This window comes from Halanaerobium sp. ST460_2HS_T2, assembly GCF_003337665.1.
GTDB classification, from domain to species: domain Bacteria; phylum Bacillota; class Halanaerobiia; order Halanaerobiales; family Halanaerobiaceae; genus Halanaerobium; species Halanaerobium kushneri.
Genome location: NZ_QPJF01000017.1, coordinates 1 through 25451 on the forward strand (window position 1 = coordinate 1; position 25451 = coordinate 25451).

Here is a 25451-nt window from a genome sequence, read left to right on the forward strand (position 1 = left end):
TAATCCCAATTATAAGGAGTTTTTCTATTTTAAGCAAGTATTCTCGCTGAAAATAGAACTTGACTTTTCTTAAATATTTTTATGCAATGCTAGTGACTTATGTTGAAAAAAAAGAATTTACTGCGAATGAAAATGAAATTGAGCCTGATATTCAATTGCTAATAGAAGACCTCAATATAGTTACTCCTTCTATTGAAGCAAAAATCAAAAATTTAAGTGGTGGGAATAAACAAAAGGCAATTTTAGCTCGATGGATGCTTGCAGAAATGGATCTCTTACTTGTTAATGAACCAACTAGGGGAATAGATGTTTCTGCGAAAACAGAAATTTATAAATTATTGTATAAACTAAATAAAGAAGGGGTTGGAATTATAGTTGTTTCTTCAGAATTGCCTGAACTATTAACTATTAGTGATAGAATAATTGTTCTTTATGAGGGACAGCTAAGTGGTCATTTTGAAATAGAAGAAGCAAATCGTGAAAAACTGCTAAAAACAATGTGTACATTAGATCCAGATGGGGTGGGGTGTAATATATGATTTTTAATAGAAAAATTAAAGCAAAAAACAAAGAATTATTTTCTTTATATACCTTAGTTTTTTTAGTAATACTAATACCTATATTGATTTCTCCACAATTTAGGAGTAAACAAAATTTGATAAATATTTTAAATCAGCTTGCTCCAGTTGGATTTGTAGCATTAGGACAGACTTTAGTTATTATTACCACAGGTATTGATTTATCTGTAGGTGCAGTTATGAGTATGACTACGGCAATTGCAGCTACTCAGATGAATTACGGAGATATGAATTCAGTAATAATATCAATTTTCTATATTTTTGCAGCAGCTCTTTTTATTGGTTTTATAAATGGTTTAATAATATCAAAATTAGAATTAGAACCGTTAATTGTTACTTTAGCAACAGGAAGTATAATTACCGGATTAACTTTACTTATTTTACCGTATCCAGGTGGTTTTTGTCCTAATTGTTTTACTGATTTTTTGTTATATAAAGTTATGGACTTTTTACCTCTCGCTTTCATTTATTTTTTGATCATATTTTTCATTGTTTATCTAATTTTAAGTCAAACAGCCTTTGGTAGATACATATATTCTGTTGGAGGAAGCTCTAAAAAATCAAAACTTTCAGGAATAAATGTCGATAAGGTTTTGATAAAAGTTTATATGATGAGTGCATTTCTTGCATCTCTTTCTGGTTTATCTCTTGCTGCAAGAATGAGATCTGGTGATCCTCTTGCTGGAGATTCTTTTACATTAATGTCTGTAGCAGCTGTATTGGTAGGTGGAACTACATTTAGTGGAGGACGCGGTGGAGTTTTGCAGACTCTAGCTGGCGTAATTATTCTTGGAGTTTTAAGTGTAATACTAAACATTTTTGGTGTATCTCCTTTTTATCAAAACGTATTGACCGGTATGATTATAGTTGCTGCAGTAATTTATAGTTCGAAAAAAAAGAATAAAGAAAAGGGGTGAAGTAGAGATGAAAAATAAAATGAGTAGGAATACAAGAATTTATTCTTCTTTAATAATAATTATAATTGTATTAATTACTATAACTGGTATTATTAAACCTGGAACTTTTGACCCATATCATCTACTTGAAATTGTTAAACAGAGTGTGCCCTTAGGCATTACATCAATTGGCCAATCTGCAGTTATTTTAAGTGGGGGTATTGATCTATCAGTTGGTGAGATTATAACAATGACAAATATTCTGGCAGCTGATTTGATATCTAGCCAATCTATTCGAACTATTCCAGTAGTAATATTTTTATTATTTTTAGGTGCATTTATTGGGTCATTAAATGGTTATTTAATATCTAAAACTAAAATCCCTCCAATGGTAATGACTTTTGCTATGGCTTCAATTGTTAGAGGGGGATATTTGCTTTATAGTGGAGGAGCGCCTAAAGGAAGAGTAAGTGATATTATTAGATTTATAGGTTCAAAAAGAATAGGTATAATCCCAGCTTCTTTAATTGTTTATTTAATCATAATAGCCTTTGTAATATATTTTTTTCAGAAAAACAAGTTGGGCCGCTCAATTTATTACATAGGTAATAATGAGAAAGCTGCTCTTTATAGTGGTGTTCCTGTTAATAAAAGAATAATTATGATTTATGCTTTTAGTGCAGTTATGGCAGTTATTTCGGGATTGATTTTATCTGGTTATATTGGTGTTGGTAATTTTGATATTGGAAGTGGTTATGATCTTAACTCAATTGCTTCATCTGTTGTTGGAGGCAACACTTTTAATGGAGTAGGTAATATTGCTGGTTCTGCATTTGGTGCTCTTATTATGACAGTATTAAGTAGTGTATTAACCTCATTGGGAATTGCTGAAACAGGCAAGTTAATAATGAGGGGATTAATAATTATTGTCATGGTAACACTATATACTAATAAAGGATTTAAATTTAGTTCAATAGTTAGTAAATTTAAAAAGGATGATCAGAATGAAGCGCCAGAAATTGGATAAGATAAAAGGAAAAGTAGCTGTAATTACAGGTGGAAGCAGTGGTATTGGTAAAAAAATTAGTTTAGAATTAGCAAAGAAAGGAGTGAAAATTGGGGTTTGTTCTTTATCTGAAGAGGAATTAGAAGAACTTGCTGATGAACTTAACTCAATATATTCTAAAGATAATTATTTATTAAAAAAAGCAGATATTAGAAGTGGAGATGAGATGCAAAGTTTCTATTATTCTTTAAAAGACAAATTTGAAGATATTAATTTCTTAATAGCTAATGCAGGAGTTACGGATTTAAAACACCATTCAATTAAAGATCTTGAATATAAGATTTGGCAAAAAATTATTGATATAAATTTAAATGGAACATTTAATACAGTTAAAACTTTTTTAGAAGAAATAGCTGCAACAAAGGGCAACATAATATTTATAACTTCGTTATTGGGACAAAAAAATTATGGCAAAAAAAATGATGCTCCTTATTGTGCCTCTAAATTCGGAATTGAAGGTTTTAAAGAAGTTCTTGCTGAAGAAATGAAAGTTCATAATGTAAATGTTAATTCGCTTTTTCCAGCTGCTAAAGTTAATACAAAGTTTTTTTCTTATTTGTCTGAAGTTGAAAAAAAAGAACTTAAATCTCCTGAGATAATAATTGATCCTCTGCTTTTTCTTCTTTCATTATCACCAGGAAAATTGACAGGACAAGCTATTAATGCCAGTAAGTGGCATAATGATTTAGACTATAAAACTAATTTACTAAAAAAAGGAAAGGATGATTAATATGAAAAGAATTCAAACAGTTAAGGGAGGGATAGATCCTTCGAAATTAGGTTTCACATATACTCATGAACACTTAGTTTGTTATCCACCTTCAGTTGCAATGAAGGAGGATCCAGACTTTGAATTACCTCATAAAGATAAAGCACTTGCTGAAATAAAATTATTTGAAGCAGCTGGAGGAGGCTGTCTGGTCGAAGGTACTGCTATTGATTATGGACGATCTCCTGAAGCATATTTAGATATTGCAAATAATACTTCAGTTAATATAGTCTTTACTTCTGGTTTTAATAAAGGAAGATTTTATCCTGATTGGGTAAAAAAAGCTTCTGCTGATGAATTAGCTGATTTGCTTACAGATGAAATTAGAAATGGAGTAGCTGAAAGTGATATTAAACCAGGTATCTTAAAGTGTGGCTCCTGGTATAATGTAATAACAAAAGATGAAGAAAAAGTTACAAGAGCGGTTGCACGAGCCCATTTAAAAACAGGTGCCCCCATCTGGATTCATACTGAAGCTGGAACAATGGGATTAGAACAGTTGGATATTTTAGAAGATGAAGGAGTAACATTAGATAAAAATGTTTGTGTTGGCCATTCTGATCGTAATGCAGATTTATGGTATCACAAAAAAATGGCATCTAGAGGAGCTTATGTTGGATATGATGGTCCTTCTAAAGTCAAATATTATCCTGACTCTGTTCGAGTGGAATTGATAAAAGGTATGTTTGAAGCTGGTTATGGTGAAAAGCTTCTTGTTTCTGGTGATATGGGTCGTAAATCATATTTGAAATCATATGGAGGCGGTCCAGGATTTGAATTTATAATCAAAAAATTTGTGAACAGGCTCTTAGATGAAGGAATGAATCAGGAAGAAATAGATCAGATTTGGGTTAAAAATCCAGCTGAATATCTGGCTTTTGAATTAAAGAATTGAGTCTAAGTAATATTTTTTAAAACAATACTTGTAAAGGTGATATTATGAGTAAATTAAATGACTTAAACAGAATTAAAAATAATGGTATTATTGCAATTGTAAGGACAAAAACATTCGAAAAAGCATTAAAGACTACAGAAGCGATAAAAAAAGGTGGTATTGATACCATTGAAATTACAATGACAGTTCCTGGAGCAGTTGATGTAATTAAGCAGTTAACTGATGAGTACAGTAAAGATGAAATTTTAATTGGTGCAGGTTCTGTATTAGATGCAGAAACTGCTCGTGCCTGTATTTTAGCTGGAGCTGAGTATATTGTTTCTCCTTCCTTAGATGAAGAAACAATTGCTATGTGTAACCGCTATCAAAAAGCTGTTATGCCAGGTGCAATGAGTGTAACTGAAGTAGTAAAAGCTATGAAATATGGTGCAGATATTGTTAAGGTTTTCCCGGCTACTTTATTTGGTCTTAAGATTATTAAAGCTCTTAAAGGACCTTTACCACAGGCACCTCTAATGCCTACTGGTGGAGTTAGCTTAGACAATGTTAAAGACTGGATTAAAGCTGGTAGTTTAGCTGTTGGTGTAGGTAGTTCTTTAAGTAAGGGTGCTAAAACAGGTGACTATGAGCAGGTAACAGAAACTGCTAAAGAATTTATTCGTTTGATTAAGGAAGCCAGAGCAGAAATGGAATGATAATTTTAAAAGTTTGATAAAACATTAATAATAGTTAAACTTTCACTCTCACTAGAATTTTTAATTTTGGTGGGAGATTTTTTTAAAGGTAAATAATTCAAAGTATATAGATTATCAGGTTTAACATCTTTTGTCATTGCAATTCAAGATTATTATTAATCAAGAAAATAATAATTTTTAATTATACTACAATTTTAGTAATTAAATTTACCTTTAAGTTACATAAAGTAAAGAGAGCTGATTTTAAAGAAAAAATTTTCAAAAAGTAGAATTATATAAATAGAAAGAGACTGGTTATTATTTATATGGAATTAATTGCTCTAGCTGTAATCTGCTTTAATTAATGCCATAAAAAATGATCACTTAGAAATAGTAGAATATCTAATTGCAAATGGAGCAGATCTTAACGTTGTTGAGATTTTACTAAAAATTTTACTTGACTTAAGGTAAAATAATTATTAAAATATAAAATATATTAAAATAAACAAGGAGGGGGTAATTTGGCAACCTGGCTTATATTTTTAAGTATTGGTTTGGGTTTTTTAATTGGCTATTTTTTGCTGCTTAATAGCAGACAGATTAAATACAATAAGTATTTAATGAATGGAGCTTTGTTAATTTTGCTTTTTTCCATGGGGGCAAAGATCGGGATGGATGATCGGGTTTTATCCCAGATTAGTCAAATTGGTTTTAAAGCATTTTTGTTTGCCCTAAGTGCTATTCTGGGAAGTGTGCTGATGATCTATCTGTTTTTCAAAAAAGATTCAAAAAATTTCAGCAGTGATAGTTTCAGCAGTGAGGGTGGAGAAAGCGAAGTTGTAAGTCATAAAGATACTATCATTATCGGTTTAACAGTAACAGCCGGCTTGATAATTGCTGTATTTTTTCTGGATATGACGTATATTTCTGTAATGAATCAGATCAGTAATTATGCCTTGATAGTGCTCCTATTTGGAGTCGGAATCGATATAGGTTTAAATAAAGAGATGATGAGTTATTTAGTTAAATACGGTTGGAATATCATGGTTTTCCCTATTTTGATAGCGGTAGGCAGTATATTAGGAACTGTGATAATTGGTTATTTAATCGGCTTTAACTTTAATGAAGCAGCAGCGGTTGGAGCGGGTTTTGGCTGGTATAGTCTTTCTGGGATTATACTATCTCAGCTGCACAGTGTAGAACTTGGTTCAATAGCCTTTTTATCAAATATCTTTAGAGAATTTTTAACTTTTTTAATCCTGCCTTTAGTGGTCAAAAAATTTGGTAGACCAGCATCTATAGCTCCTGGAGGAGCAACGGCAATGGATGTAACTTTACCGGTGATCAAAAAAGTCGGGGGAGAAGAGATGGTGGTTCCGGCTCTTGTCAGCGGAATGGTTTTAACTACTCTGGTTCCAATATTAGTGCCTTTTTTAATAAAATTATAAGAATTTTATTAAATTAATAATATTTTTACTTGACTTTTAGTAAAATAATTAGTAAAATTTAATTGTTCCAATATTTAAAAATTAAAATTATGGAGGGGTAACATGAAAAAAGTTTTGCTTTTGATGGGATTAGTTTTGATGATGACTGTAGTGATGTTTGCTGGTAGTGTGGCGGCTGCTGAGGAAGCAGAGGAGATCACAGTCTGGATTCCTGGAGATGAAGTAGAATATTCATTTTTTTATAAGATGTTCGAAGAATATGAAAAGGTGAATGAAAATGTTGATTTTAAGATTGAACAGCAGCCCTGGGGTGATTACTGGACCAAGCTTCCTTTAGAACTTCAGTCCGGAAGAGGACCAGAGTTATTTATGACCCATACTGCTTATTCTGATGTTTTATTACCTAATTCTAAAGAGCTGCCTTTTGAAGTCAGTGAATTAGAAGAAAATTTCAATAACCCTGGTATCTTTTTAGGTGAAAATGGAAGACCTGTATTTATTCCTTTAGTCTATTATGGAGCTGTAATGTACTACAATGTTGACCACTGGCAGGAAGCCGGCTTAACAGAAGCAGATATTCCAGCAACCTGGGATGAGCTGGAAGAAGTTGCTCAAAAGTTAACAGTTTATGATGGAGATAAAGTTGTTAGATCAGGTTTTGATTACAGCACCTGGTATACATTGGCTGATTTAATCTATCAGCAGGGACAGGGCCTGGTAGATGAAAATGGAGAAACAACAATTGATTCTGAAGCTGGGATAAATGTTTTAGAAAGAATTAAAAAATGGGAAGATGATTTAAGAATTAGTGATTTCACTCTGGGTAATGGTTCACCTGAAGATTCATTCTTAAGATATCAGTCTTCAATTATTTACGGACATGCCTGGATGGCCAACTGGTTTGCTTCTACAGATGAAGAATTAAACTTCAAAGCTTTTCCAATTCCAGTCTGGAGTGAGGATGCACCGGTAATTACTCGGGCTGATATGGAATTAACATTTGGAATCAGTAAAAATGTTAATGACAAACAGTATGAAGTACTGGTTGATTTTACTGAATTTGTGCTAAATAACGATCAGATAATGCTTGATATTGCCAATGGCTTTAGTGGGGTTTCTTCTCGTAAAGATTTAGTCGGAAAAGGTGATGATACTTCCACAATTAATGCAATTAATGCTCAGATGGATAAAATGATCCCGATGGTTTTCCCTCGTGAATATGAAACAGTAATCAGACAGACTATGGAAGAAGTAGCTGTTATGGATCTACCTATAGAAGATGCTTTAAGTAATGCTGTTCAGCAGTTAAGTCTATCGGATTTAACAAGTGTCAATTATTATGAAAATAATTATGAACATGCTGAAGAAATAAAATAATATTTAAAAGGTGCCTTCAATAGTTTTTTTGAGGGCACCTTCAAAATGAGGTGATTAAGATTAAAACAAATTCTCAGATAGCTTCTCAGAAAGCATTAATTATCCTGGTCAGTATTTTGATGATTTCATTTTACAGTGTATTTTCGATTGGACCAATGATTTATGCTTTTGTAGGAAGTTTTGCAAACTGGAATCCGATTAAAGACACTTTCCAATTTATTCAATTTAATAATTATATCCACTTATTTAATAATCCTCTGTTCTGGACATCATTAAAAAACACAATTTATTTTGTTGTAGTTGTTGTTACAGGAAGAGTAGTTCTGGGTTTTTTAATTGCTCTTGGACTTAATTCTATCAAAAAATATAAGAGCATGATGCGCTCACTCTACTTTTTGCCGGTTATTATGCCGATAGTGGCGGTTGCTTTAGTCTGGAAGTGGTTATATGATCCTAACATTGGCTTTTTTCAGATGCTATTATCTGCATTTGGAATCACAAATGTAAAGTTTCTCTTTGACAAGGATCTGGCTTTACCTTCAATTATGCTGATGACTATCTGGAAAGATGTTGGTTATGCAGTTATTATATTTTTAGCAGGTTTAATGGACGTACCACAGAGTATTATCGAAGCTTCAGAAATAGATGGAGCCAATAAAAGACAGCAGCTCTGGAATATAATTATTCCAACTCTAAAACCAACCTTGATTTTTGTAATTATAACTTCTATTATTTCATATTTCCAGACCTTTACTCAGATATTTATTATGACAAAAGGTGGACCCGGCACCTCGACCCATGTGCTTTTATATATGATTTATCGTGAGGCTTTCCAGTATTATCGCTTTGGCTATGCTTCGGCAATTACTGTCTGTTTATTTATTGTGATTATGATTGTAACCTTTATTCAGTTTAAAATTATGAAAGGAGGAGAAGTTTAATGACTAAAGCTAAACTTTCAAAGGGCTTAATCTATACCCTCTTATTAATAGGTGGGATTGCAATGTCAATTCCCTTTATCTGGCTTTTATTTTCTTCTTTTAAACATAATAAAGAGATTATTGGTTATCCACCGACCTTTTTTCCGGAAACATTTACCTTAACTCATTATTTGAATTTAAATTCCCGCTTTAATATTGGTAGATATTTTTTAAATTCAGTTTTTCTTTCAACAGTCAAGACTGTACTTGCAGTCTATACAAGTCTGCTCTGTGGTTATGTGCTGGCTAAATTTAATTTTTTCCTGAAGAACTTTCTCTTTAAAATTGTACTTTTTACAATGATGGTCCCCTATATAATTACCGTAATCCCGGTTTATCAGATGATCACTGATTTTGGCTGGAAAGATCAGTACATAGCAATTATTGCTCCCACCATCCTCTCCAGCTTTGGAATTTTTATGATGAGGCAGTATATTAAATCCGGAGTACCGGATGAGCTTTTAGAAGCAGCAAGAATTGATGGAGCAGGGGAATTCAGGATTTTCCATACAATAGTTATTCCTCTATGTGTGAATATGATTTCAGCCCTCACTATTTTCTTATTTCTCTGGAACTGGGAAGATTTTCTCTGGCCCTATCTGGTCTTAAATACCCAGGATAAATTTCCACTGGCAGTTGCGTTAAACATGTTTAGTGGTCAGAATACAACCAATTATGGAGGTCTTTTTGCAACCTCTCTGGTGACAATTTTACCGGTTGTAATAGTTTATTTTATGTTTCAGAAGCGATTTGTTGAAGGGATTTCAATGTCGGGCATTAAGTAGTATTTTTATAGATTGGAGTGGATTTTGTGTTGAATGAATATTTTAATGATTTAAAGACATTAGAAAAAAATAGACTGCCGGCTCGCTCATATTTTAAAAGGCCGGTAAAAAGTTTGAATGGGGTCTGGGATTTTAAATTTTTTGACTCACCCAGGCGGATTGCTAAAGAGCTTCTTTTTGCTGAACTTGATCAGAGCTGGGATGAGATTAATGTTCCTTCCTGCTGGCAGTTAGAGGGTTATGGTCAGATGCATTATACCGATCTATACTATCAATTTCCCTTAAAGCCGCCAGAAGTACCTGTGCTTAATCCTAGCGGAGTCTACCGAAGAGATTTTTACATCAATGATGATTTAAAAGATAAAGAGGCGGTGCTCAGATTTCATGGAGTGGACAGTGCCTTTGATCTTTATTTGAATGGAGAATATATTGGCTACAGCCAGGGCAGCGGGATGATCAGCGAATTTAAGGTTGAAAAGTACTTAAAAGAAGAAAATGAACTGGTTGTTGTTGTCTATAAATGGTCTGATGGCAGCTATTTAGAAGACCAGGATATGTGGTGGTTCAGCGGGATTTTTAGAGATGTAGAACTTGAGCTCACAGACCGGGTAAATATCTGGGATTATAACTTTGAAAGTGATTTTGATGCTGAATATAAAAAGGCAGAAGCAGCTTTAGAAATCAAAATAAATGGAACTGAGCTTGTTGAGACTAAAGGCTGGCAGTTAAAAGCAGCTATCTCTGCTGAAGATAAGGAGCTGGCAGCAGCTGAACTGGAACTCAGACCAGAAGTCGAGCTTAATTTTAAAGATTTAGATGTTAAAAAATGGACAGCAGAAAGCCCCTTCTTATACCAGCTGGAAATCAGTCTTTATGATGCAGAGGGTAATCTGCGGGACCAGCTTAAAGATCAGCTCGGATTTAGAAAAATAGAAATTAAAAATGGTAGAATTCTGCTTAATGGAAAACAGATAATGTTTAGAGGTGTCAACAGACATGAGTTTAACCAGGATACAGGTAGGACAATTACCAAAGAAGAAATGCTCGAAGATGTACTGATGATGAAAAAACATAATATCAATGCAGTCAGAACCGCCCATTATCCAGACTTACCATATTTTTACGAGCTCTGTGATCAGTACGGCCTCTATGTAATCGATGAAGCTGACTTAGAATGCCACGGATTTGAATTGACAAGTGACTATAAAATGATAACTGCAGATCAAAACTGGGAAAAAGCCTTTGTTGATCGAATGGAGCGGCTGGTGGAAAGAGATAAAAATCGAGCTTCAGTAATTATCTGGTCACTGGGTAATGAATCAGAATACGGCAGTAACTTTGCAGCGATGGCTGATTATGCCAAAAAAGCAGATCCGACAAGACCTCTCCACTATGAAGGAGATAAGAATGTGCAGTCAACTGATATTTATAGTACAATGTATTCTTCAGTTGAGCAGCTGATTGAGATCGGCAGAAATTCAGAAAATACAAAGCCGCATCTGCACTGTGAGTTTGGCCATGCAATGGGCAATGGCCCGGGTGGCTTAAAAGATTACTGGGATGTTTACGAAAAATATGAGCGCCTCCATGGTGGTTTTGTCTGGGAATGGATTGACCACGGAATTCGTTCTTATGATGAGGAGGGCCAGCTGTTTTACAAATATGGTGGTGACTATGGGGACCGCCCTCATAACGGCAACTTCAATCTTGACGGATTATTATTTCCTGACCGCACACCTTCACCAGCTTTAAAAGAGTATAAAAAGGTGATTGAACCTGTCAGTATTGAGGAAGTTGATGCAGAAAAAGGAATTTTTAAAGTTAAAAATAAGTATGACTTTATCAGTCTGGATGATTATCAGCTGGAATGGGTAGTTAAAGCCGACGGCAAAAAAATTGCAGAAGGTAGTCTCGATTTAAAAGAAATTGAAGCCCGTGAGCAGAAAGAAATCAGGGTTGACCTAAATAGCATTAACTTTAAAATTTCAGCTGCAGCAACTTATATTTATTTTACTGTTAGACTGATTCAGGATAAAAATTGGGCTGAAGCCGGACATATCATTACCCGGTCAGGCTTTGAGCTTAAAAAGGCAGAAAAGCTGACTGAAGAAAATAATTCTGCAGCAGCTGCAGATAAAATAATATTGACAGAAGAAAGCCTGGATAGATTGACTATCAAAGCAGCAGAGGCAGAAATAATTTTTGATAAAGTAACTGGACATTTAGAATCTTACTCTTATCAGGGAGAAGAACTTCTTTTGGATGGTCCCAAATTTAGCTGCTGGCGGGCTCCAATTGATAATGACATGTATATTCTGAAAGAATGGAAAGAAAAATATTTTTTAAATTTAATGGAGGAATATAATCAGCGGTTCAGCTGGAAAGCTAAAGATAATGAAGTTATAATTAGAACAGAAAGTATTTTTGGAGCTCCCAATCAGGAGTGGTTTTATGAACTTAAGACAGAATATAGAATTGCTACTAAAGGTGGAGTTGACTTGAAAATTTCAGCTAAACTCAATGACCCGGCTGGAGCTATGCAGACAATGCTTCCGAGAATCGGACTAAATTATGAGCTCGATCAGTCTTTTAAAGATTTTAAATGGCTGGGCAGGGGACCTCATGAAAATTACAGTGACAGCAAAGAGAGTGCCTTAGTTGATCTTTATCAATTAGAATTGGAAGATTTATATACTCCCTATCCTTTTCCTCAGGCCAATGGTAACCGCAGTGATGTCAGCTGGCTTGAGCTGACAAATGGCAGAAGAAAGATTAAATTTACAGGTAGCAAAAAGTTAAACTTCAGTGCCCATCAGTACAGTGAAGAAGATTTTGAAAAGGCAGAGCATCTTAATGAGTTAAAAGTACGGGACAGAATCTTTTTGAAACTGGACTACAGGCAGAATGGACTGGGCAGCAACAGCTGTGGCCCTGAGCAGATGGGCAAACACCGCTTAACTGCAGTCAATTTTATTTTTGATCTAAATATGGAAGTGGAATAGAGCGCTAATATATTTTGGAATAGAGGAACTGGTGATAAAGATGATAAAAGATCATTTTAATAAAGAACTGAGAGAATTGATCTCAGCTGAAGAGTGGTTAATTGTCAGAGAGGAATATATGCCGGAAGAGAATCTGGCTTATGAATCATTATTTGGCCTGGCGAACGGCAGAATGGGCAATCGCGCTGCTTTTGAGGAAGGTGGAAATAAAAAAACACTTCCTGCGAACTATATTCACGGAGTATTTGATAAATCAGAGGCATTTATGCGTGAGCTTGCCAATACCCCCAACTGGCTGGAGTTAAAGATGTATTATCTCAGAGAGCCTTTTGGAATTGAAGATAATCAGGAATTGAATGATTTTATTTCAGTTTTAGATATGAAAAAAGGAATACTTTTTCGCAGTTATACGGTAATAACTGAGTCAGGGAGAAAGACAAAGATTGAAAAAATGAAATTCTTAAGTCGGGCCAACAGTTATTTAGGGGCAGTCAGAACCTATATTACTCCCCTAAACTACGGCGGTTTATTTGAGTTTGAAAATAGAATTGATGGTACAGTAACAAATTTTGCTGACTTTCCAAGATTCCGTGTCAAACATCTTGATACTCTAGAGATAAATGATCTGGAAGCTGAGGGTGCCTTTTTAAAAAGTGAAACCAGAGATTTTGGCATGGAAATAGGTACAGCAGCTGTGGTAGATGTAAAGAATCTGGCAGGAGAAGATATTCTAAAGTCAAAGCAATTTAGAGCTTTTGGCGAGATAGCCTGTGAGTTTTTTGATCTGGAGCTGCAGAAAAAAGAGACTGTCGTAATTGATAAACTGGCAGCAGTTTGCACTGAGCGGGATCAGGAAGATGTTTATCAGGCCTGTTTAAAAAATATAAAAGAATTTAAGCAGCAAGGTCTGGATAGTGAGCTTGCTGAGCATATTAAAGAGTACCAAAAAATGTGGTCTAAGGCTGATTTGATTTTAGAAGGAGATCAAAAGATGCAGCAGGCAATCCGGTATAATATTTTTCAGCTGATGAGCACTCCCAACCCTGATGATAATCAGACAAATGTGGGGGCCAAGCTGCTGCACGGGGAGGAGTATGGCGGACATGCTTTCTGGGACACTGAACTTTTCGTGCTTCCATTTTTTAACTGGACTTTCCCGGAGATAGCAAAAAATCTGGTCGAATATAGATATAATCTTTTAGATAAGGCAAAAGAAAATGCCAGAGAAAATGGCTACCGGGGCGCAAAATATCCCTGGGAATCTGCAGATACCGGTGATGAGGAATGTCCTGCCTGGACAATTGAACCAGATGGTACCTGTTACCGCTGTTATGTTGCAGATTATGAGCACCATGTAACAGCAGCCGTAACTCTGGGGATGGCCAATTATGTTAAAGTTACTGGTGACCAGCGATTTATGAAAGAAAAGGGAATCCATATTTTACTGGAAACAGCTAAATTTTGGGTCAGTCGTTTTAGCTACAATCAGGAAAAAAAACGCTATGAGATTTTAAAGGTTACCGGCCCGGATGAGTGGCACGAGCCGGTTGATAATAATGCTTACACCAATCATCTGGCAAAATGGAATATTGATTTTGCCCTGGAGAAGCTCAAAGAATATAGAAAAGCAGAGCCTGCTCTTTATCAAAAGCTCTGTCAGCAATATGGTATTGATCAGAAATTAATTAAGTGCTGGCAGCAGCTGAGCGAAAAAATCTATACAGTTGCTGATCAGGGATTAATAGAACAGTTTGAAGGCTATTTCGAGCTTGAATGTGAGACAATTAATGAATGGGATCAAAATAAGATGCCTCTAATGCCTGAGTCGCTCAAAGGAAAAGATAAAAATGAAATCTGTATTCTAAAACAGGCTGATGTGGTAATGCTGATGTTTCTAATGGATGATAAATTTGATTTAGAAACCCAGCAGACTAATTTTGACTACTATGAAAAAAGAACCCTGCACCGCTCATCTTTGAGTCCCAGTATTCACTGCATGATGGGACTAAGGGTTGGAGATGACCAGAGAGCCTATGATTATCTGGAGCGTTCTGCTTATGTAGACCTTGATAATAATCAGGGTAATACCAGAGAAGGAATCCACGCTGCTTCTGCCGGTGGAAGCTGGCAGTCGGTTGTTTTAGGTTACTGTGGTATGAAAATTGATCCAGATGGAGTACTCAGTTTTGAACCAAAATTACTAGCTAAATGGAGTCGAGTTAAATATTCAATCAGCTGGCAGGGTGAGATTCTGGATATTGAAGTATTTGAGGATGATTTAAAAGTAAGCAGAAGAAGCAGTACAGATGGTCAGAAAATAAGATATAGAGTTAATGGGCGAGAGCGAATAATTAATTGATAAAAATTGTATTTTATGATACTTTTTAGATATAAACTTAAAATAACTCTTTAATTAATAGAAAAATCATAAATAAAAGCAGCAGGAAAGGAGTGATTAAATGGCGACAATAACTGACATAGCAAAAAAGGCCAATGTATCTCCGGCAACAGTTTCTCGAGTTCTTAATGGGGATCAGAGTATTTCAGTTAAAGATGAAACCAGGAAGAAAATTTACGAAGCGGTAGAAGAGTTAGAATATGTTCCTTTAATTGAAAAATACTCTAAGCGCAAAAATCTTTCTGAAGAACTGACCTTTTTAACTGTTACCGCCTTTAGTCAGGAAACAGAAATAGAGGATCCTTATTATTTATCGATATTTTATGGGATTGAACTGGAATGTAAGGACAGAGAGATTAATCTGGAAAAGGTCTACCGCAGTGGGGGAGAGTTTGATTTTGATCCCGAATTAGAGATAAATGGAATTATAGCAATCGGAAGTTTTACTGATGATGAAATTGAAAACTTTAGTCAGATGACCGATCATCTGGTATTTGTTGATACCGAAGTTGATAACTGCAAATTTGATTCTATAGTGGTCAACCTTAAAAAAGTTATTGATAAAATTCTTGATTATTTATTTGAAAACGGTTTTAAAGAGATTGGATTTATTGGGGGGAGAGATGACAATAAAAATGATCGGCTTGACCAGAGAGAAAAAGCCTTTATTGAATATATGAATCATAAAGGACTTTATAATGAAGATCACCTCATCTTAGGTGAATTTTCAATAGATTCCGGCTACAAAATTGCAAAGGAATCGATTGATACTGATAATCTTCCTGAGGCTTATGTAGTTGCAAATGACTCAATGGCAATTGGAGTTTTAAGAGCTCTACATGAAAAAGGAATTAAGGTGCCTGAGGATATCTCTATTATTAGTATTAATGATATTCCAACTTCCAAATTCAGTATTCCTCCTTTGACAACTGTTAAAATTCATACTGAGTTTATGGGAATGATGGCAGTTAGGACTCTTAAAGAGAGGATAGAAAACAAGCGGGCTCTGCCAATTACAGTTAATATTCCAACTGAGATGGTTGTTCGTGGTAGTGTTAAAGTGGATTAGAAGTATAAAATATAGAAAGTTATTATTACTTTATTTGAATTTTAGATAATTTAAGTAATTAACTAATTTCCCCTTATAGCAGATAGATATATAATTTAATCTTTCTGCTATAAGGGGTTTTATATTTAAACTTTCAGAATAATGCGATATATTTTGCGCAAATAAATTATAAATTTGCGCAAATAAAACAATAAAATTGCTTGATTTGCATAAAAAGTTGTGTTATTATTTGCGTATAGGAGAGAAATTTAAATTTTTATATTTATTATTTATTAATAGAAACCATTTTATTACTGATATTATAGCAATTAAAATTATTTTAAAATTAAATTAATATTTTATGCAAAAATATAAGTTTTGCATAATTTTTTGTGGAGGTTAAATTATGGCAACTACATTGAGTGATATTGCAAATAAAACAGGTTTTTCAGTTTCTACAGTGTCAAGAGTTATAAATAAAAAAGGAAATATTTCTAATCAAACCCGTGATGCAATTTTAAATGCTGCTAATGAAATGGGTTATGAATTTAAAAAGTATAACAAAGAAACAAATCAAAAATCTAAATATATTGCTACAGTATTTAATAATCGATTGGATAAACAGGGAGGAATTTTAGGAAACCCTTTTTATGCACAAATAGCATTAGGTTTAGAAAATTTTATAAAAGAACATAATTATGAATTATTAATAAAATCAATTACCGGGGTAAGAAAAAGAGATAGAAAAACAATTAAAGAAATGATAGCAAGTCAGGAAATAGCAGGCATGATTTTTATCGGATATATGATAGATGAAAAATTAATTATGGAGATAAAAGAATCTGGTATGCCAGTGGTTGTAATAGATAATCATTTTTGGCAGGAAAATATTGATTGTATTTTAAATGACAATATTGCTGGATCAAAAAAGATGATGAATCATCTAATTGAACTTGGGCATAAAAATATAGGGTTTATCTCAGGACCTTTAGATAATACTTCTTTTGAGGAAAGATATACGGGATATATAAATACTCTAAGAAATCATTCTTTAGAAATCAAAGATAAATTTATAAAGATAGGTGACTCAACCTATGGAACAGAAAGTGCATATAAAGTAATAACTAAAATGTTAAAAGAAGAAAAAGAACTTCCAACAGCTTTTTTTGCTGTCAATGATTCAAGAGCCATTGGTGTTATTAAAGCTCTTCAGGATGCAGGTTTTAAAGTTCCAGGAGATTTTTCTGTTGCTGGATTTGATGATATTGAGACTGGAAGACATATTACTCCTTCTTTGACAACTGTAAAAATATTTAAGCAAGAGATGGGTATTACAGCAATGGAAAGGCTGTATGAGTTGATCAATAATCCCGATGAGAAAACAAGAAAGATAGTAATACCTGTTGAACTTATTAAACGAAATTCAACAGATACTATATAAAAAATATAATTTTATAAGTTTATAAGCAAATTAATTTTAACGGAGGTGATATATCAGGTTTTAAATATCAGTTTGGGAATTAATTATTGCAAAAAAATTGGGAGGTAATAAATTGATTACTAAAAGAAATAGTTTGATTATTTTTATAGTTTTAATTGTCGGAATTTTATTTACAAGCTCAGTTATGGCTCAGGAAGCTGTTGAGTTGGAAATGTGGCATGCCTGGACTGGACAGGATGCTTTTGCCAGTGAGGTTCTGCTGCCAAAGATTGAAGAATTTCAGAAAAATAATCCTAACATAAAGCTGAATATTCAGGTTATCCCAAATGACAGCTATAGAACAAAACTAAGAACTCAAGCTGCTGGTGGACAAATACCTGATATAATGCAGACATATCCAGGCTCTGAAGTACAGCCTTTAGTTGAAGCTGGATTATTAATGGATTTAGAAGGAATTATTGATTATTGGACTGATGACTTAATTCCAAGAGATAGTCTTTCTGCCTATACTTTTAATGACAAAGTTTATGCGATTCCAGCAAAAGTAAATTATACTCATTTTGCCTTTTATAATAAAGATATGCTCAAAGAGGCAGGTTATACTGAATGGCCTGAAACATATAAAGAATTTAAAGAAATGGCTGATGCACTTAAAGAAAATGATATTGTTCCGATCTCTTTAGGTAATAAAGCTAAGTGGGTACTGCAGTCAATTTATATTTCAACTATAGGAGATAGATTGACAGGTATCGATTATTTAGAAGATGTTTTAGCTGGTGATCGTAAATTTACTGACCCAGCATTTATAAAAGCACTTGATGTAATAAAAGAGCTTGCTGATAAAGAGTACTTCAATAAAGATGCTAATAGTTTAAACGATATGGAAATGAGACAGGCATTTTATCAAAAAAGAGCAGCTATGTTCTTTGGTGGAGCTTGGGATATTGGTGGAGTTATAGAAACTGCTAAAGAAGAAAATATGAATGTTGGAATTGCAACTTTCCCACAAATTGAAGGTGAAGTGAATCCTAAGGCCTTATCTGGAGTTACAGGAAGTGCTTTCTCAATTAGATCGGGGCTTTCAGAAGCACAAAAAGAGGCTGCGATTAAGTTCCTTAAATTCTTCTATTCTGAAGAAACATATGTAGATTTATTAAGAACAGGATCTTTTGTTCCTGCAAAAGTTGCTCTACCTGATGATATTTCTCCTCAGTTCAAAGATGTTATTAATTTAGTTAATGAACATCAAATCGGACCTGTTTATGACGCTGTATTACCTATTAATTTAATTCAAACAATTAATAATGGACTTCAGTCATTAACCGCAGGTGAAATCACATCTGAAGAATTGGCTCAGGAAATGCAAGATAATCTATAAAATATACTATTGATTAAGGGGGAGGATAATCTCCCCCTTTTATATAGGGAGGTTTAGTAAGTGGAACACATTTATAAGCATAAGAAAAAATTAATCTATCTTGGTATTTTACCTGCTTTTTTACTTTATTTGGGTTTTGTCATCGTACCAATTTTTATCTCAGCTCGATATTCTTTAGTTGAGTGGAATGGTTTTTCTCCTCCTTCATTTGTGGGTTTAGAAAACTATGCAGAAATGTTTGGAAATAATGTTTTTTGGCGTTCTTTAAAAAATAATATGGTGGTAGTTTTAGCTTCAGTTTTAGGTCAGGTTCCAATTGGATTTTTGTTAGCCCTACTTGTAAATCAAAAAATAAAAGGAAGACATTTTTTTAGAACCATTATTTTTATGCCAGTAGTAATATCAGCTGTAATTATTTCTTTAGTTTGGAGTATGGTTTATAATTATAATTTTGGTCTCTTAAATAATATTTTAAATTTTGTGGGGCTTGAATCATGGGTTCAAAATTGGCTGAGCAATCCTGATATTGCAATGTTTTCAGTTGCTGCTGTTATAATTTGGCAGTTTGTTGGTCTTTATTTTATTATATTCCTAGCAGCATTGCAGACAGTTCCTGACGAAATATTAGAAGCAGCAAAAATAGATGGAGCTCAGGGATGGAAAAGAACATTATATGTAACAATTCCTTTAGTAAAAGATTCAATTTTAGCTTCTATAGTTTTGTGCATTAGTGGAAGTCTTAAAACTTTTGCCCTTATTTATGTCATGACAAACGGGGGGCCTTCTCATGCCACAGAAGTTATGGCGATTCATATGTATGATAATACCTTTAACGGCATGAAATTTGGCTATGGAAGTGCAGTATCAATATTTATTGTTATATTTGGAATAGTTTTAGTTACTATTGTTAGAAAACTATTTGCTAAATTTGAAGATTAACGAAAAAGGAGGTTACTATGAATAATCAAATTAATAAAATAGATAAATTAAAAAAGTTTTTTACATATGCAATTTTAATATTTTTTGCTTTAATAAATATATACCCTATTTTCTGGATGGTTATGAATTCATTTAAAACTGAAAAACAAATATCAATTAATTCATTTTCACTTCCCAAATCATTAATATTTAGTAATTATACTAAAGCTTGGAATGCTGTTTCTCTTGGGAATAGTTTTATGAATAGTTTTATAGTTGCTGGGATTTCCGTATTAATTACAGTTTCTATTGGTTCTCTGGCAGCATATTTTATTTCTCGTTTTGAATTTCCAGGAAAAAAGTTAATTTATAGTTTTTTTATTTTTGGCCTTTTAGTTCCGATTCATGGTACTTTAGTACCTATCTTTATATTAATGAGAAACATTGGCCTAGTAAATACAAGAATTTCTTTGATTTTGCCATACGTTGCTTTTAATCTTCCGTTGACAATTTTTATATTGAGCAGTTTTATGAAGAGTTTACCTAAAGCAGTAGAAGAAGCAGCTATTGTTGATGGGGCAGGTTATTTAAGAATATTCTGGTCAATCATTTTACCTATGAGTAGACCAGCACTTGCAACTGTGGGAATATTAAACTTTGTTTATAACTGGAATGAGTTTTCTTTTGCTCTGGTATTAATAAATGACAATGACTTAATGACTTTACCTTTAAGCCTTTCTCTATTTTCAGGGCAATTTAGCACTGATTATGGTATGCAGATGGCTGGGCTTTCAATGGCATTAATTCCTATAATTGCTATATACTTGTTGATGGAAGATCAGTTAGTCAAAGGAATGAGTGCTGGAGCAGTAAAAGGTTAATGGTTAGGAGGAAATGTTTTGGATTATATGGATATAAAAATAGATAATCTAATAGAGGAATTAACATTAGATGAAAAAATTAAATTATGTAGTGGTGCGAGTATGTGGACTACTGAAGAAATCAGTAGATTGGGTATACCTGCAATTATAATGACAGATGGTCCGCATGGTCTTCGTTATGTTGTTGAAGAAAATGAATTTGGAGCAACTTCTAACAAGAGAACAACCTGTTTTCCAACATCTTCAGCTCTTGCTTCCAGTTGGAATAAAGATTTATTATATTTAGTTGGAAAAACTTTAGCAGAAGAGGCTAAAAGTTTAGGTGTTAATATTTTGCTGGGACCAGGAATTAATATTAAAAGATCTCCATTAGGAGGCAGAAATTTTGAATATTTTTCTGAAGATCCAATTTTAACAGCGGATATGGCATCCGAATTTATTAAAGGTATTCAGGATCAGGGGGTTGGAACATCTTTAAAGCATTATGTTTGTAATAATCAGGAATATAAAAGGTTTTCAATTAATGTAAAGGTAGCTGAAAGAGCTTTAAGAGAAATTTATCTACATGCTTTTGAAAGAGTAGTAAAGGAAGTAAAACCATGGACAATAATGGCTGCTTATAATAGAGTTAATGGTATTCCAGCAACTCAAAATAATTATCTTTTAAAACAAATCCTTAGAGAAGAGTGGGGATATGAAGGATTGATTATTTCTGACTGGGGTGCTGTACATGATCGAATAAAAGCACTAAAATCTGGGTTAGACTTAGAAATGCCTGGTCCTGCAAGGGTAAACTCTGAAAAAATTAAGCAGGCAATAGAGAAAAAAGATTTAGAAGAAAAAATACTAGATAATTCTCTTAAGCGTATTTTAAAAACAGTTTTCAAAGCAAAAAAGAATAAAATTATAGTAGATTATGAAGAACATGATAAAATAGCACAAAAAGCAGCAGAAGAATCAATTGTATTAATGAAAAATGAGAACAATTTACTTCCAATTGATTTTGCTAAGTTAAACTCAATAACAGTAATTGGAGAAATGGCAGTTAACCCTCGCTATCAGGGTAGTGGTAGTTCAAAGGTTACACCTTATAATTTATCTGATGGATTTACTGTGATAAAAAATTCAATTCCTAAATCTACAGAATTTAATTATTCATCTGGTTATAAAACTGACGAAAAATTAGAAATTCAATTAAAAGATGCTGTAAATAAAGCAGCTAAATCTGATTATGTTATTGTTTTTGCAGGGATCCCTGAAGAATATGAATCAGAAGGTTTTGATCGAAAAAATATAGATCTTCCAGAAATTCAAAATAAACTAATTAATGAAGTTGCGAAAGTAAATGAAAATATTATTGTAGTTTTGAATAATGGTTCAGCAGTAAACATGTCATCCTGGATTAATGAAGTTCCAGCTATCTTAGAAGCTTGGCTCCCAGGACAGGCAGGTGCTAAAGCAATAGTTAATGTAATAAGTGGGAAGGTTAATCCGTCTGGAAAACTTTCTGAGACATTTCCGGTGGCATTAGAACATAATCCTTCACATTTAAATTTTCCGGGATTTAACGAAGAAGTAAATTATGCAGAAGGGATTTATATCGGGTATAGATATTTTGAAAAGAAAAACATCACTACTCAATTTACTTTTGGTCATGGTCTTTCTTATACTGAATTTGAATATAAAAATTTAAATGTAAAGAATGAAGTTGAGGCTCGAAATAAAATAAAGGTTAGTTTAAAAATAAAAAATATCGGAAACCGGGCGGGTAAAGAGGTAGTACAATTATATATTTCTCAGAAAAATCCCTATTATGATCGCCCTGTTAAAGAACTTAAAAAGTTTAAAAAAGTAGTTTTAAATATTGGTGAAAGTAAAGAAATAGAATTCACTTTATCTTATAGAGATTTTGCATATTATAATCCAGAAATAGGAGACTGGATTGTTGAAAATGATATATATGAAATTATACTTGCAAGTTCTTCGAAAGATATAAGATTAAAAAAACAAATTAGAGTAAATTCAAAAGATACGGCACATAATTTAGATGTCAATGATCCTGTAATTGACTGGCTTAATGATCAAATAGGCAAAAAGGCTTTAATGGAAGCTTTAAATGATAATCAAATAGATTATCTAGAAGATAAAGAAAATATCTATGTAACCGAAAGACCGTTATATAGACTTGATTTTCTAAGTGAAAATATGATAACTGAAAAAGAAATAAATAAAATAATTTTAAACTATAGAATTTTTAGAGGTGATTGTTATTTTAATTAATAAAGGGTGGAAACTAAAAAATTTTAAAGTGGGGGAAAAAAATGATTTAGAAATTGCTTCTCCAAAAACTTTAGATAGATTTTGGATGTCAGCTGAAGTACCAGGAGATGTACATAGCACATTAATTGAGCATAAAATTATTGAGGACCCATTTTATGGGCATAATGATCAAAAGTGTCAGTGGGTTGAAGAACAGGTCTGGTGGTATAGAACAACTTTTAATTATAAAGATCTGGTAGAAGATGGAGAGCGGATAAAGCTGATATTTGAGGGTTTAGATACATTCGCTGATGTGTATTTGAACGGTCTTAAGATTGGCAGTACTGACAATATGTTTATCTCTCATTCCTTTGATGTTACTAATGACATTCTTAAAGGAAAAAATACACTAGCAGTAAAATTTGATCCAGTTAGTGAACATACAGTGCATAATATTGAAATGTGGGGCAATTATGGTAAAGAGCGTCCCTGGGCAAGAAAAGCCCAGATGAATTTTGGCTGGGATTGGGGTCCTCGTCTGCTGACTGCTGGAATTTGGAAAGAGGTTAAATTAAAAAAAATCAAGAAAGCAGTAATAGATAATGTATATGCAAAAACATTATATATTTCAGATGATGAAGCAGAAATTAATGTAGATATTAAAATTGATAATTTTTCTAAATGTAAAGATTTAGAAATAAAATTAAGTTTTATTGGAGACGAAAATAATTATGAAATTGAAGAAAAATTAACTAAAGATACTGAAAGTTTTAAGTTAAAGGTTGAAAATCCTAAGTTGTGGTGGACTAATGATTTGGGCGCCCCCTATTTGTATGAACTCAAGATAGAAATTTTTGCTGAGAACCAAAAATTAGATTCTTATCAAAAAGACTTTGGGATAAGGATAGTAGAAATTGAACAGAAAAATGAAGAAGGTGAAGATGTTTTTACCTTTGTGCTTAATGGTGTTAAGTTGTTTGCCAAGGGTGCAAACTGGATTCCTGTCCATAATTTATTTGCTTCTGTAGAGGATTCACGTTATAAATCATTAGTTAAACTTGCTAAAGAAGCTAATATGAATATGTTAAGGGTATGGGGTGGTGGAATCTATGAAAAAGATATTTTTTATAAAGAGTGTACTAAAAATGGTATTCTAGTCTGGCAGGATTTTATGTTTTCTTGTGCAGTTTACCCAGATTATAATAAAAACTTTATGAAAAATGTAGAAAATGAGATTAAATCAGTAGTTAAAAGATTAAGAAATGAGACCTGTCTTGCTATCTGGTGTGGTAATAATGAAAACCACTGGATTCATGAAAAAAAATATACGATGGGAGAAGTTGATTATAGATTTTATGGAGAAAAAATCTATAATGAATTAATGCCGGAGCTATTATCTGAACTTGATCCAGACCGTCTTTACTGGCCTAGTTCACCTTATGGAGGCAATGATCATAATGACCCTAATGTTGGTGACCAGCATAACTGGCAGGTATGGCATGGATTAATAGAGCCTCGTAAATTTGGGGAAGAAGTTAAAGAAGATTTTAGTGTTGAAGGGGTATCCTTTAAAAACTTTAAGAAAGATAAAGCAAATTTTGTTAGTGAATTTGGTATGCATGCATCTGCAAATAAATATACCTTAAATAATAATATACCGGATGGAAAATATTACTGGGGTAGTGATGAGATGGACTATAGAAACAAAGATGTTCATCATGAAAAAGGTATTTTATTAATGGAAGGTTATACTGGGAAGCCTAATACTATAGATCAGTATTTAAATTTTTCTATGCTTACACAAGCAGTTGGCTTACAGTATGGAATTGAACATTATAGGAGGAGAAGACCTAAAACTAGTGGAACCCTTTTCTGGCAATTAAATGATTCCTGGCCTGGCACCAGCTGGTCAGTTATTGATTATTATTTATTACCTAAAGCTTCTTATTATTATGCTAAAAAATTCTATCATCCCCTGCTTTTATCAATTAATTATGATGAAGGAAAAGATATTGAATTATGGATAACTAATGATCTAAATGAAATGATAAAAGATCACATCGTTTTAGAGATTTTAGATTTTAGTGGAAATATAATTTATGAAGAGAGATTTAAGTTGGAGATCGATAAACTAGATTCTAAACTTATAAAGAAATTTAAAGAAAATAAAGTATTAAAAAATAAAGCGGGATCTGAGGTGGTTATTAGGATTTCTTCAGTTACTGAATTAACACCTGACAAATTATATTATATTAGAGAAAATAAGAATTTAGAATTTCCGGAATGCAATTTAGAATTTGAGGTAGATAAACTAAATAATACTATAGAAATAAATTCAGATAAGCATGCTCGATTTGTTAAGTTAGAGATACCTCAAGAGGGGGTAGTTTTTTCAGATAATTATTTTGATCTAATAGCTGGAAAAACTAAAAAAGTTAAGATTAAAAATCTTGGAGAAGAAAAAATTAAAATTGATAAATTGAGTGTTAGTTCAATTAATAGTATAAACGAAAAATAAGAATTTATAAAACTGATAGTAAAAAAATAATTTTTTGATATCTAAGATAGAAAAAATGGCTCTTCCCTAATTTGATCGCCTACTGAGTTATATATCTTAACTTAGTGTCAGGTAAGTTGGGGTAGGGTCAGATAGATTGA

20 protein-coding genes are annotated in these 25451 nt (G+C 33.0%); all 20 read left to right on the forward strand.

Annotation, left to right across the window (positions count from 1 at the left end; all coding sequences use genetic code 11):
• Positions 1-86: 86 nt before the first annotated feature.
• The 20 genes from DFR80_RS09170 (at position 87) to DFR80_RS09265 (ending at position 25311) form a co-directional block, all read left to right on the forward strand.
• Positions 87-539 carry an ATP-binding cassette domain-containing protein gene (locus DFR80_RS09170; protein ID WP_114489854.1) on the forward strand — a complete coding sequence of 151 codons (453 nt, stop codon included), beginning with the start codon at positions 87-89 and terminating at the stop codon, positions 537-539.
• Positions 536-1495, forward strand: coding sequence for an ABC transporter permease (locus tag DFR80_RS09175; RefSeq protein ID WP_114489791.1), 960 nt, complete (start codon positions 536-538; stop codon positions 1493-1495). Before DFR80_RS09170 ends, DFR80_RS09175 begins: the two co-directional genes overlap by 4 nt.
• A gap of 7 nt (positions 1496-1502) precedes the next feature.
• The gene (locus DFR80_RS09180; RefSeq protein ID WP_114489792.1) at positions 1503-2501 is read left to right on the forward strand and encodes an ABC transporter permease; all 999 of its coding nucleotides are present in this window, start codon (positions 1503-1505) and stop codon (positions 2499-2501) included.
• Entirely contained in the window at positions 2494-3270 is a 777-nt protein-coding gene (locus DFR80_RS09185) for an SDR family NAD(P)-dependent oxidoreductase (RefSeq protein ID WP_158537702.1), read from the forward strand. Before DFR80_RS09180 ends, DFR80_RS09185 begins: the two co-directional genes overlap by 8 nt.
• A gap of 1 nt (position 3271) precedes the next feature.
• Positions 3272-4204 carry a phosphotriesterase gene (locus tag DFR80_RS09190; protein WP_114489794.1) on the forward strand — a complete coding sequence of 311 codons (933 nt, stop codon included), beginning with the start codon at positions 3272-3274 and terminating at the stop codon, positions 4202-4204.
• Positions 4205-4248: 44 nt separating this feature from the next.
• On the forward strand, positions 4249-4899 hold the full coding sequence (locus DFR80_RS09195) for a bifunctional 2-keto-4-hydroxyglutarate aldolase/2-keto-3-deoxy-6-phosphogluconate aldolase (RefSeq protein ID WP_114489795.1): 651 nt from the start codon (positions 4249-4251) through the stop codon (positions 4897-4899).
• A gap of 339 nt (positions 4900-5238) precedes the next feature.
• Complete coding sequence (locus DFR80_RS15585; RefSeq protein ID WP_114489855.1) at positions 5239-5349, forward strand: ankyrin repeat domain-containing protein; 111 nt, start codon at positions 5239-5241, stop codon at positions 5347-5349.
• A 50-nt stretch (positions 5350-5399) separates the two neighbouring features.
• A complete protein-coding gene (locus tag DFR80_RS09205; RefSeq protein WP_114489796.1) occupies positions 5400-6326 on the forward strand; it encodes a lysine exporter LysO family protein in 927 nt (308 codons plus the stop codon).
• A 102-nt stretch (positions 6327-6428) separates the two neighbouring features.
• Positions 6429-7703 (forward strand): ABC transporter substrate-binding protein, encoded by a 1275-nt coding sequence (locus DFR80_RS09210; protein ID WP_114489797.1) that lies wholly within the window; start codon positions 6429-6431, stop codon positions 7701-7703.
• Between the two features lie 50 nt (positions 7704-7753).
• Positions 7754-8644, forward strand: coding sequence for a carbohydrate ABC transporter permease (locus DFR80_RS09215; RefSeq protein WP_114489798.1), 891 nt, complete (start codon positions 7754-7756; stop codon positions 8642-8644).
• Entirely contained in the window at positions 8644-9468 is an 825-nt protein-coding gene (locus DFR80_RS09220; RefSeq protein WP_114489799.1) for a carbohydrate ABC transporter permease, read from the forward strand. The genes DFR80_RS09215 and DFR80_RS09220 overlap by 1 nt, the downstream gene beginning before the upstream one ends.
• Before the next feature lie 26 nt (positions 9469-9494).
• Positions 9495-12470 (forward strand): glycoside hydrolase family 2 TIM barrel-domain containing protein, encoded by a 2976-nt coding sequence (locus DFR80_RS09225; protein WP_147270182.1) that lies wholly within the window; start codon positions 9495-9497, stop codon positions 12468-12470.
• Positions 12471-12510: 40 nt separating this feature from the next.
• Positions 12511-14829: a glycoside hydrolase family 65 protein gene (locus DFR80_RS09230; RefSeq protein WP_114489801.1), complete on the forward strand. Its 2319-nt coding sequence runs from the start codon at positions 12511-12513 to the stop codon at positions 14827-14829.
• 100 nt (positions 14830-14929) lie between these two features.
• Complete coding sequence (gene ebgR / locus DFR80_RS09235; protein WP_114489802.1) at positions 14930-15937, forward strand: transcriptional regulator EbgR; 1008 nt, start codon at positions 14930-14932, stop codon at positions 15935-15937.
• A 397-nt stretch (positions 15938-16334) separates the two neighbouring features.
• Complete coding sequence (locus DFR80_RS09240; protein WP_158537703.1) at positions 16335-17357, forward strand: LacI family DNA-binding transcriptional regulator; 1023 nt, start codon at positions 16335-16337, stop codon at positions 17355-17357.
• Between the two features lie 112 nt (positions 17358-17469).
• Complete coding sequence (locus DFR80_RS09245; RefSeq protein WP_114489804.1) at positions 17470-18735, forward strand: extracellular solute-binding protein; 1266 nt, start codon at positions 17470-17472, stop codon at positions 18733-18735.
• A 60-nt stretch (positions 18736-18795) separates the two neighbouring features.
• The gene (locus tag DFR80_RS09250) at positions 18796-19674 is read left to right on the forward strand and encodes a carbohydrate ABC transporter permease (protein WP_114489805.1); all 879 of its coding nucleotides are present in this window, start codon (positions 18796-18798) and stop codon (positions 19672-19674) included.
• A 17-nt stretch (positions 19675-19691) separates the two neighbouring features.
• On the forward strand, positions 19692-20534 hold the full coding sequence (locus DFR80_RS09255; RefSeq protein WP_114489806.1) for a carbohydrate ABC transporter permease: 843 nt from the start codon (positions 19692-19694) through the stop codon (positions 20532-20534).
• Between the two features lie 27 nt (positions 20535-20561).
• Complete coding sequence (locus tag DFR80_RS09260; protein ID WP_114489856.1) at positions 20562-22814, forward strand: glycoside hydrolase family 3 C-terminal domain-containing protein; 2253 nt, start codon at positions 20562-20564, stop codon at positions 22812-22814.
• Positions 22804-25311, forward strand: a complete 2508-nt coding sequence (locus tag DFR80_RS09265; RefSeq protein ID WP_114489857.1) for a glycoside hydrolase family 2 protein — start codon at positions 22804-22806, stop codon at positions 25309-25311. Before DFR80_RS09260 ends, DFR80_RS09265 begins: the two co-directional genes overlap by 11 nt.
• Positions 25312-25451 lie beyond the last annotated feature (140 nt).

Bases quoted from the DNA above. Each gene is read 5' to 3' on its own strand.
- DFR80_RS09255 (WP_114489806.1), top strand. From the start codon at position 19,692: ATGAATAATCAAATTAATAAAATAGATAAATTAAAAAAGTTTTTTACA.
- DFR80_RS09195 (WP_114489795.1), top strand. From the start codon at position 4,249: ATGAGTAAATTAAATGACTTAAACAGAATTAAAAATAATGGTATTATT.
- ebgR (WP_114489802.1), top strand. From the start codon at position 14,930: ATGGCGACAATAACTGACATAGCAAAAAAGGCCAATGTATCTCCGGCA.
- DFR80_RS09230 (WP_114489801.1), top strand. From the start codon at position 12,511: ATGATAAAAGATCATTTTAATAAAGAACTGAGAGAATTGATCTCAGCT.
- DFR80_RS09260 (WP_114489856.1), top strand. From the start codon at position 20,562: ATGGATATAAAAATAGATAATCTAATAGAGGAATTAACATTAGATGAA.
- DFR80_RS09180 (WP_114489792.1), top strand. From the start codon at position 1,503: ATGAAAAATAAAATGAGTAGGAATACAAGAATTTATTCTTCTTTAATA.
- DFR80_RS09220 (WP_114489799.1), top strand. From the start codon at position 8,644: ATGACTAAAGCTAAACTTTCAAAGGGCTTAATCTATACCCTCTTATTA.
- DFR80_RS09170 (WP_114489854.1), top strand. From the start codon at position 87: ATGCTAGTGACTTATGTTGAAAAAAAAGAATTTACTGCGAATGAAAAT.
- DFR80_RS09210 (WP_114489797.1), top strand. From the start codon at position 6,429: ATGAAAAAAGTTTTGCTTTTGATGGGATTAGTTTTGATGATGACTGTA.
- DFR80_RS09175 (WP_114489791.1), top strand. From the start codon at position 536: ATGATTTTTAATAGAAAAATTAAAGCAAAAAACAAAGAATTATTTTCT.
- DFR80_RS09190 (WP_114489794.1), top strand. From the start codon at position 3,272: ATGAAAAGAATTCAAACAGTTAAGGGAGGGATAGATCCTTCGAAATTA.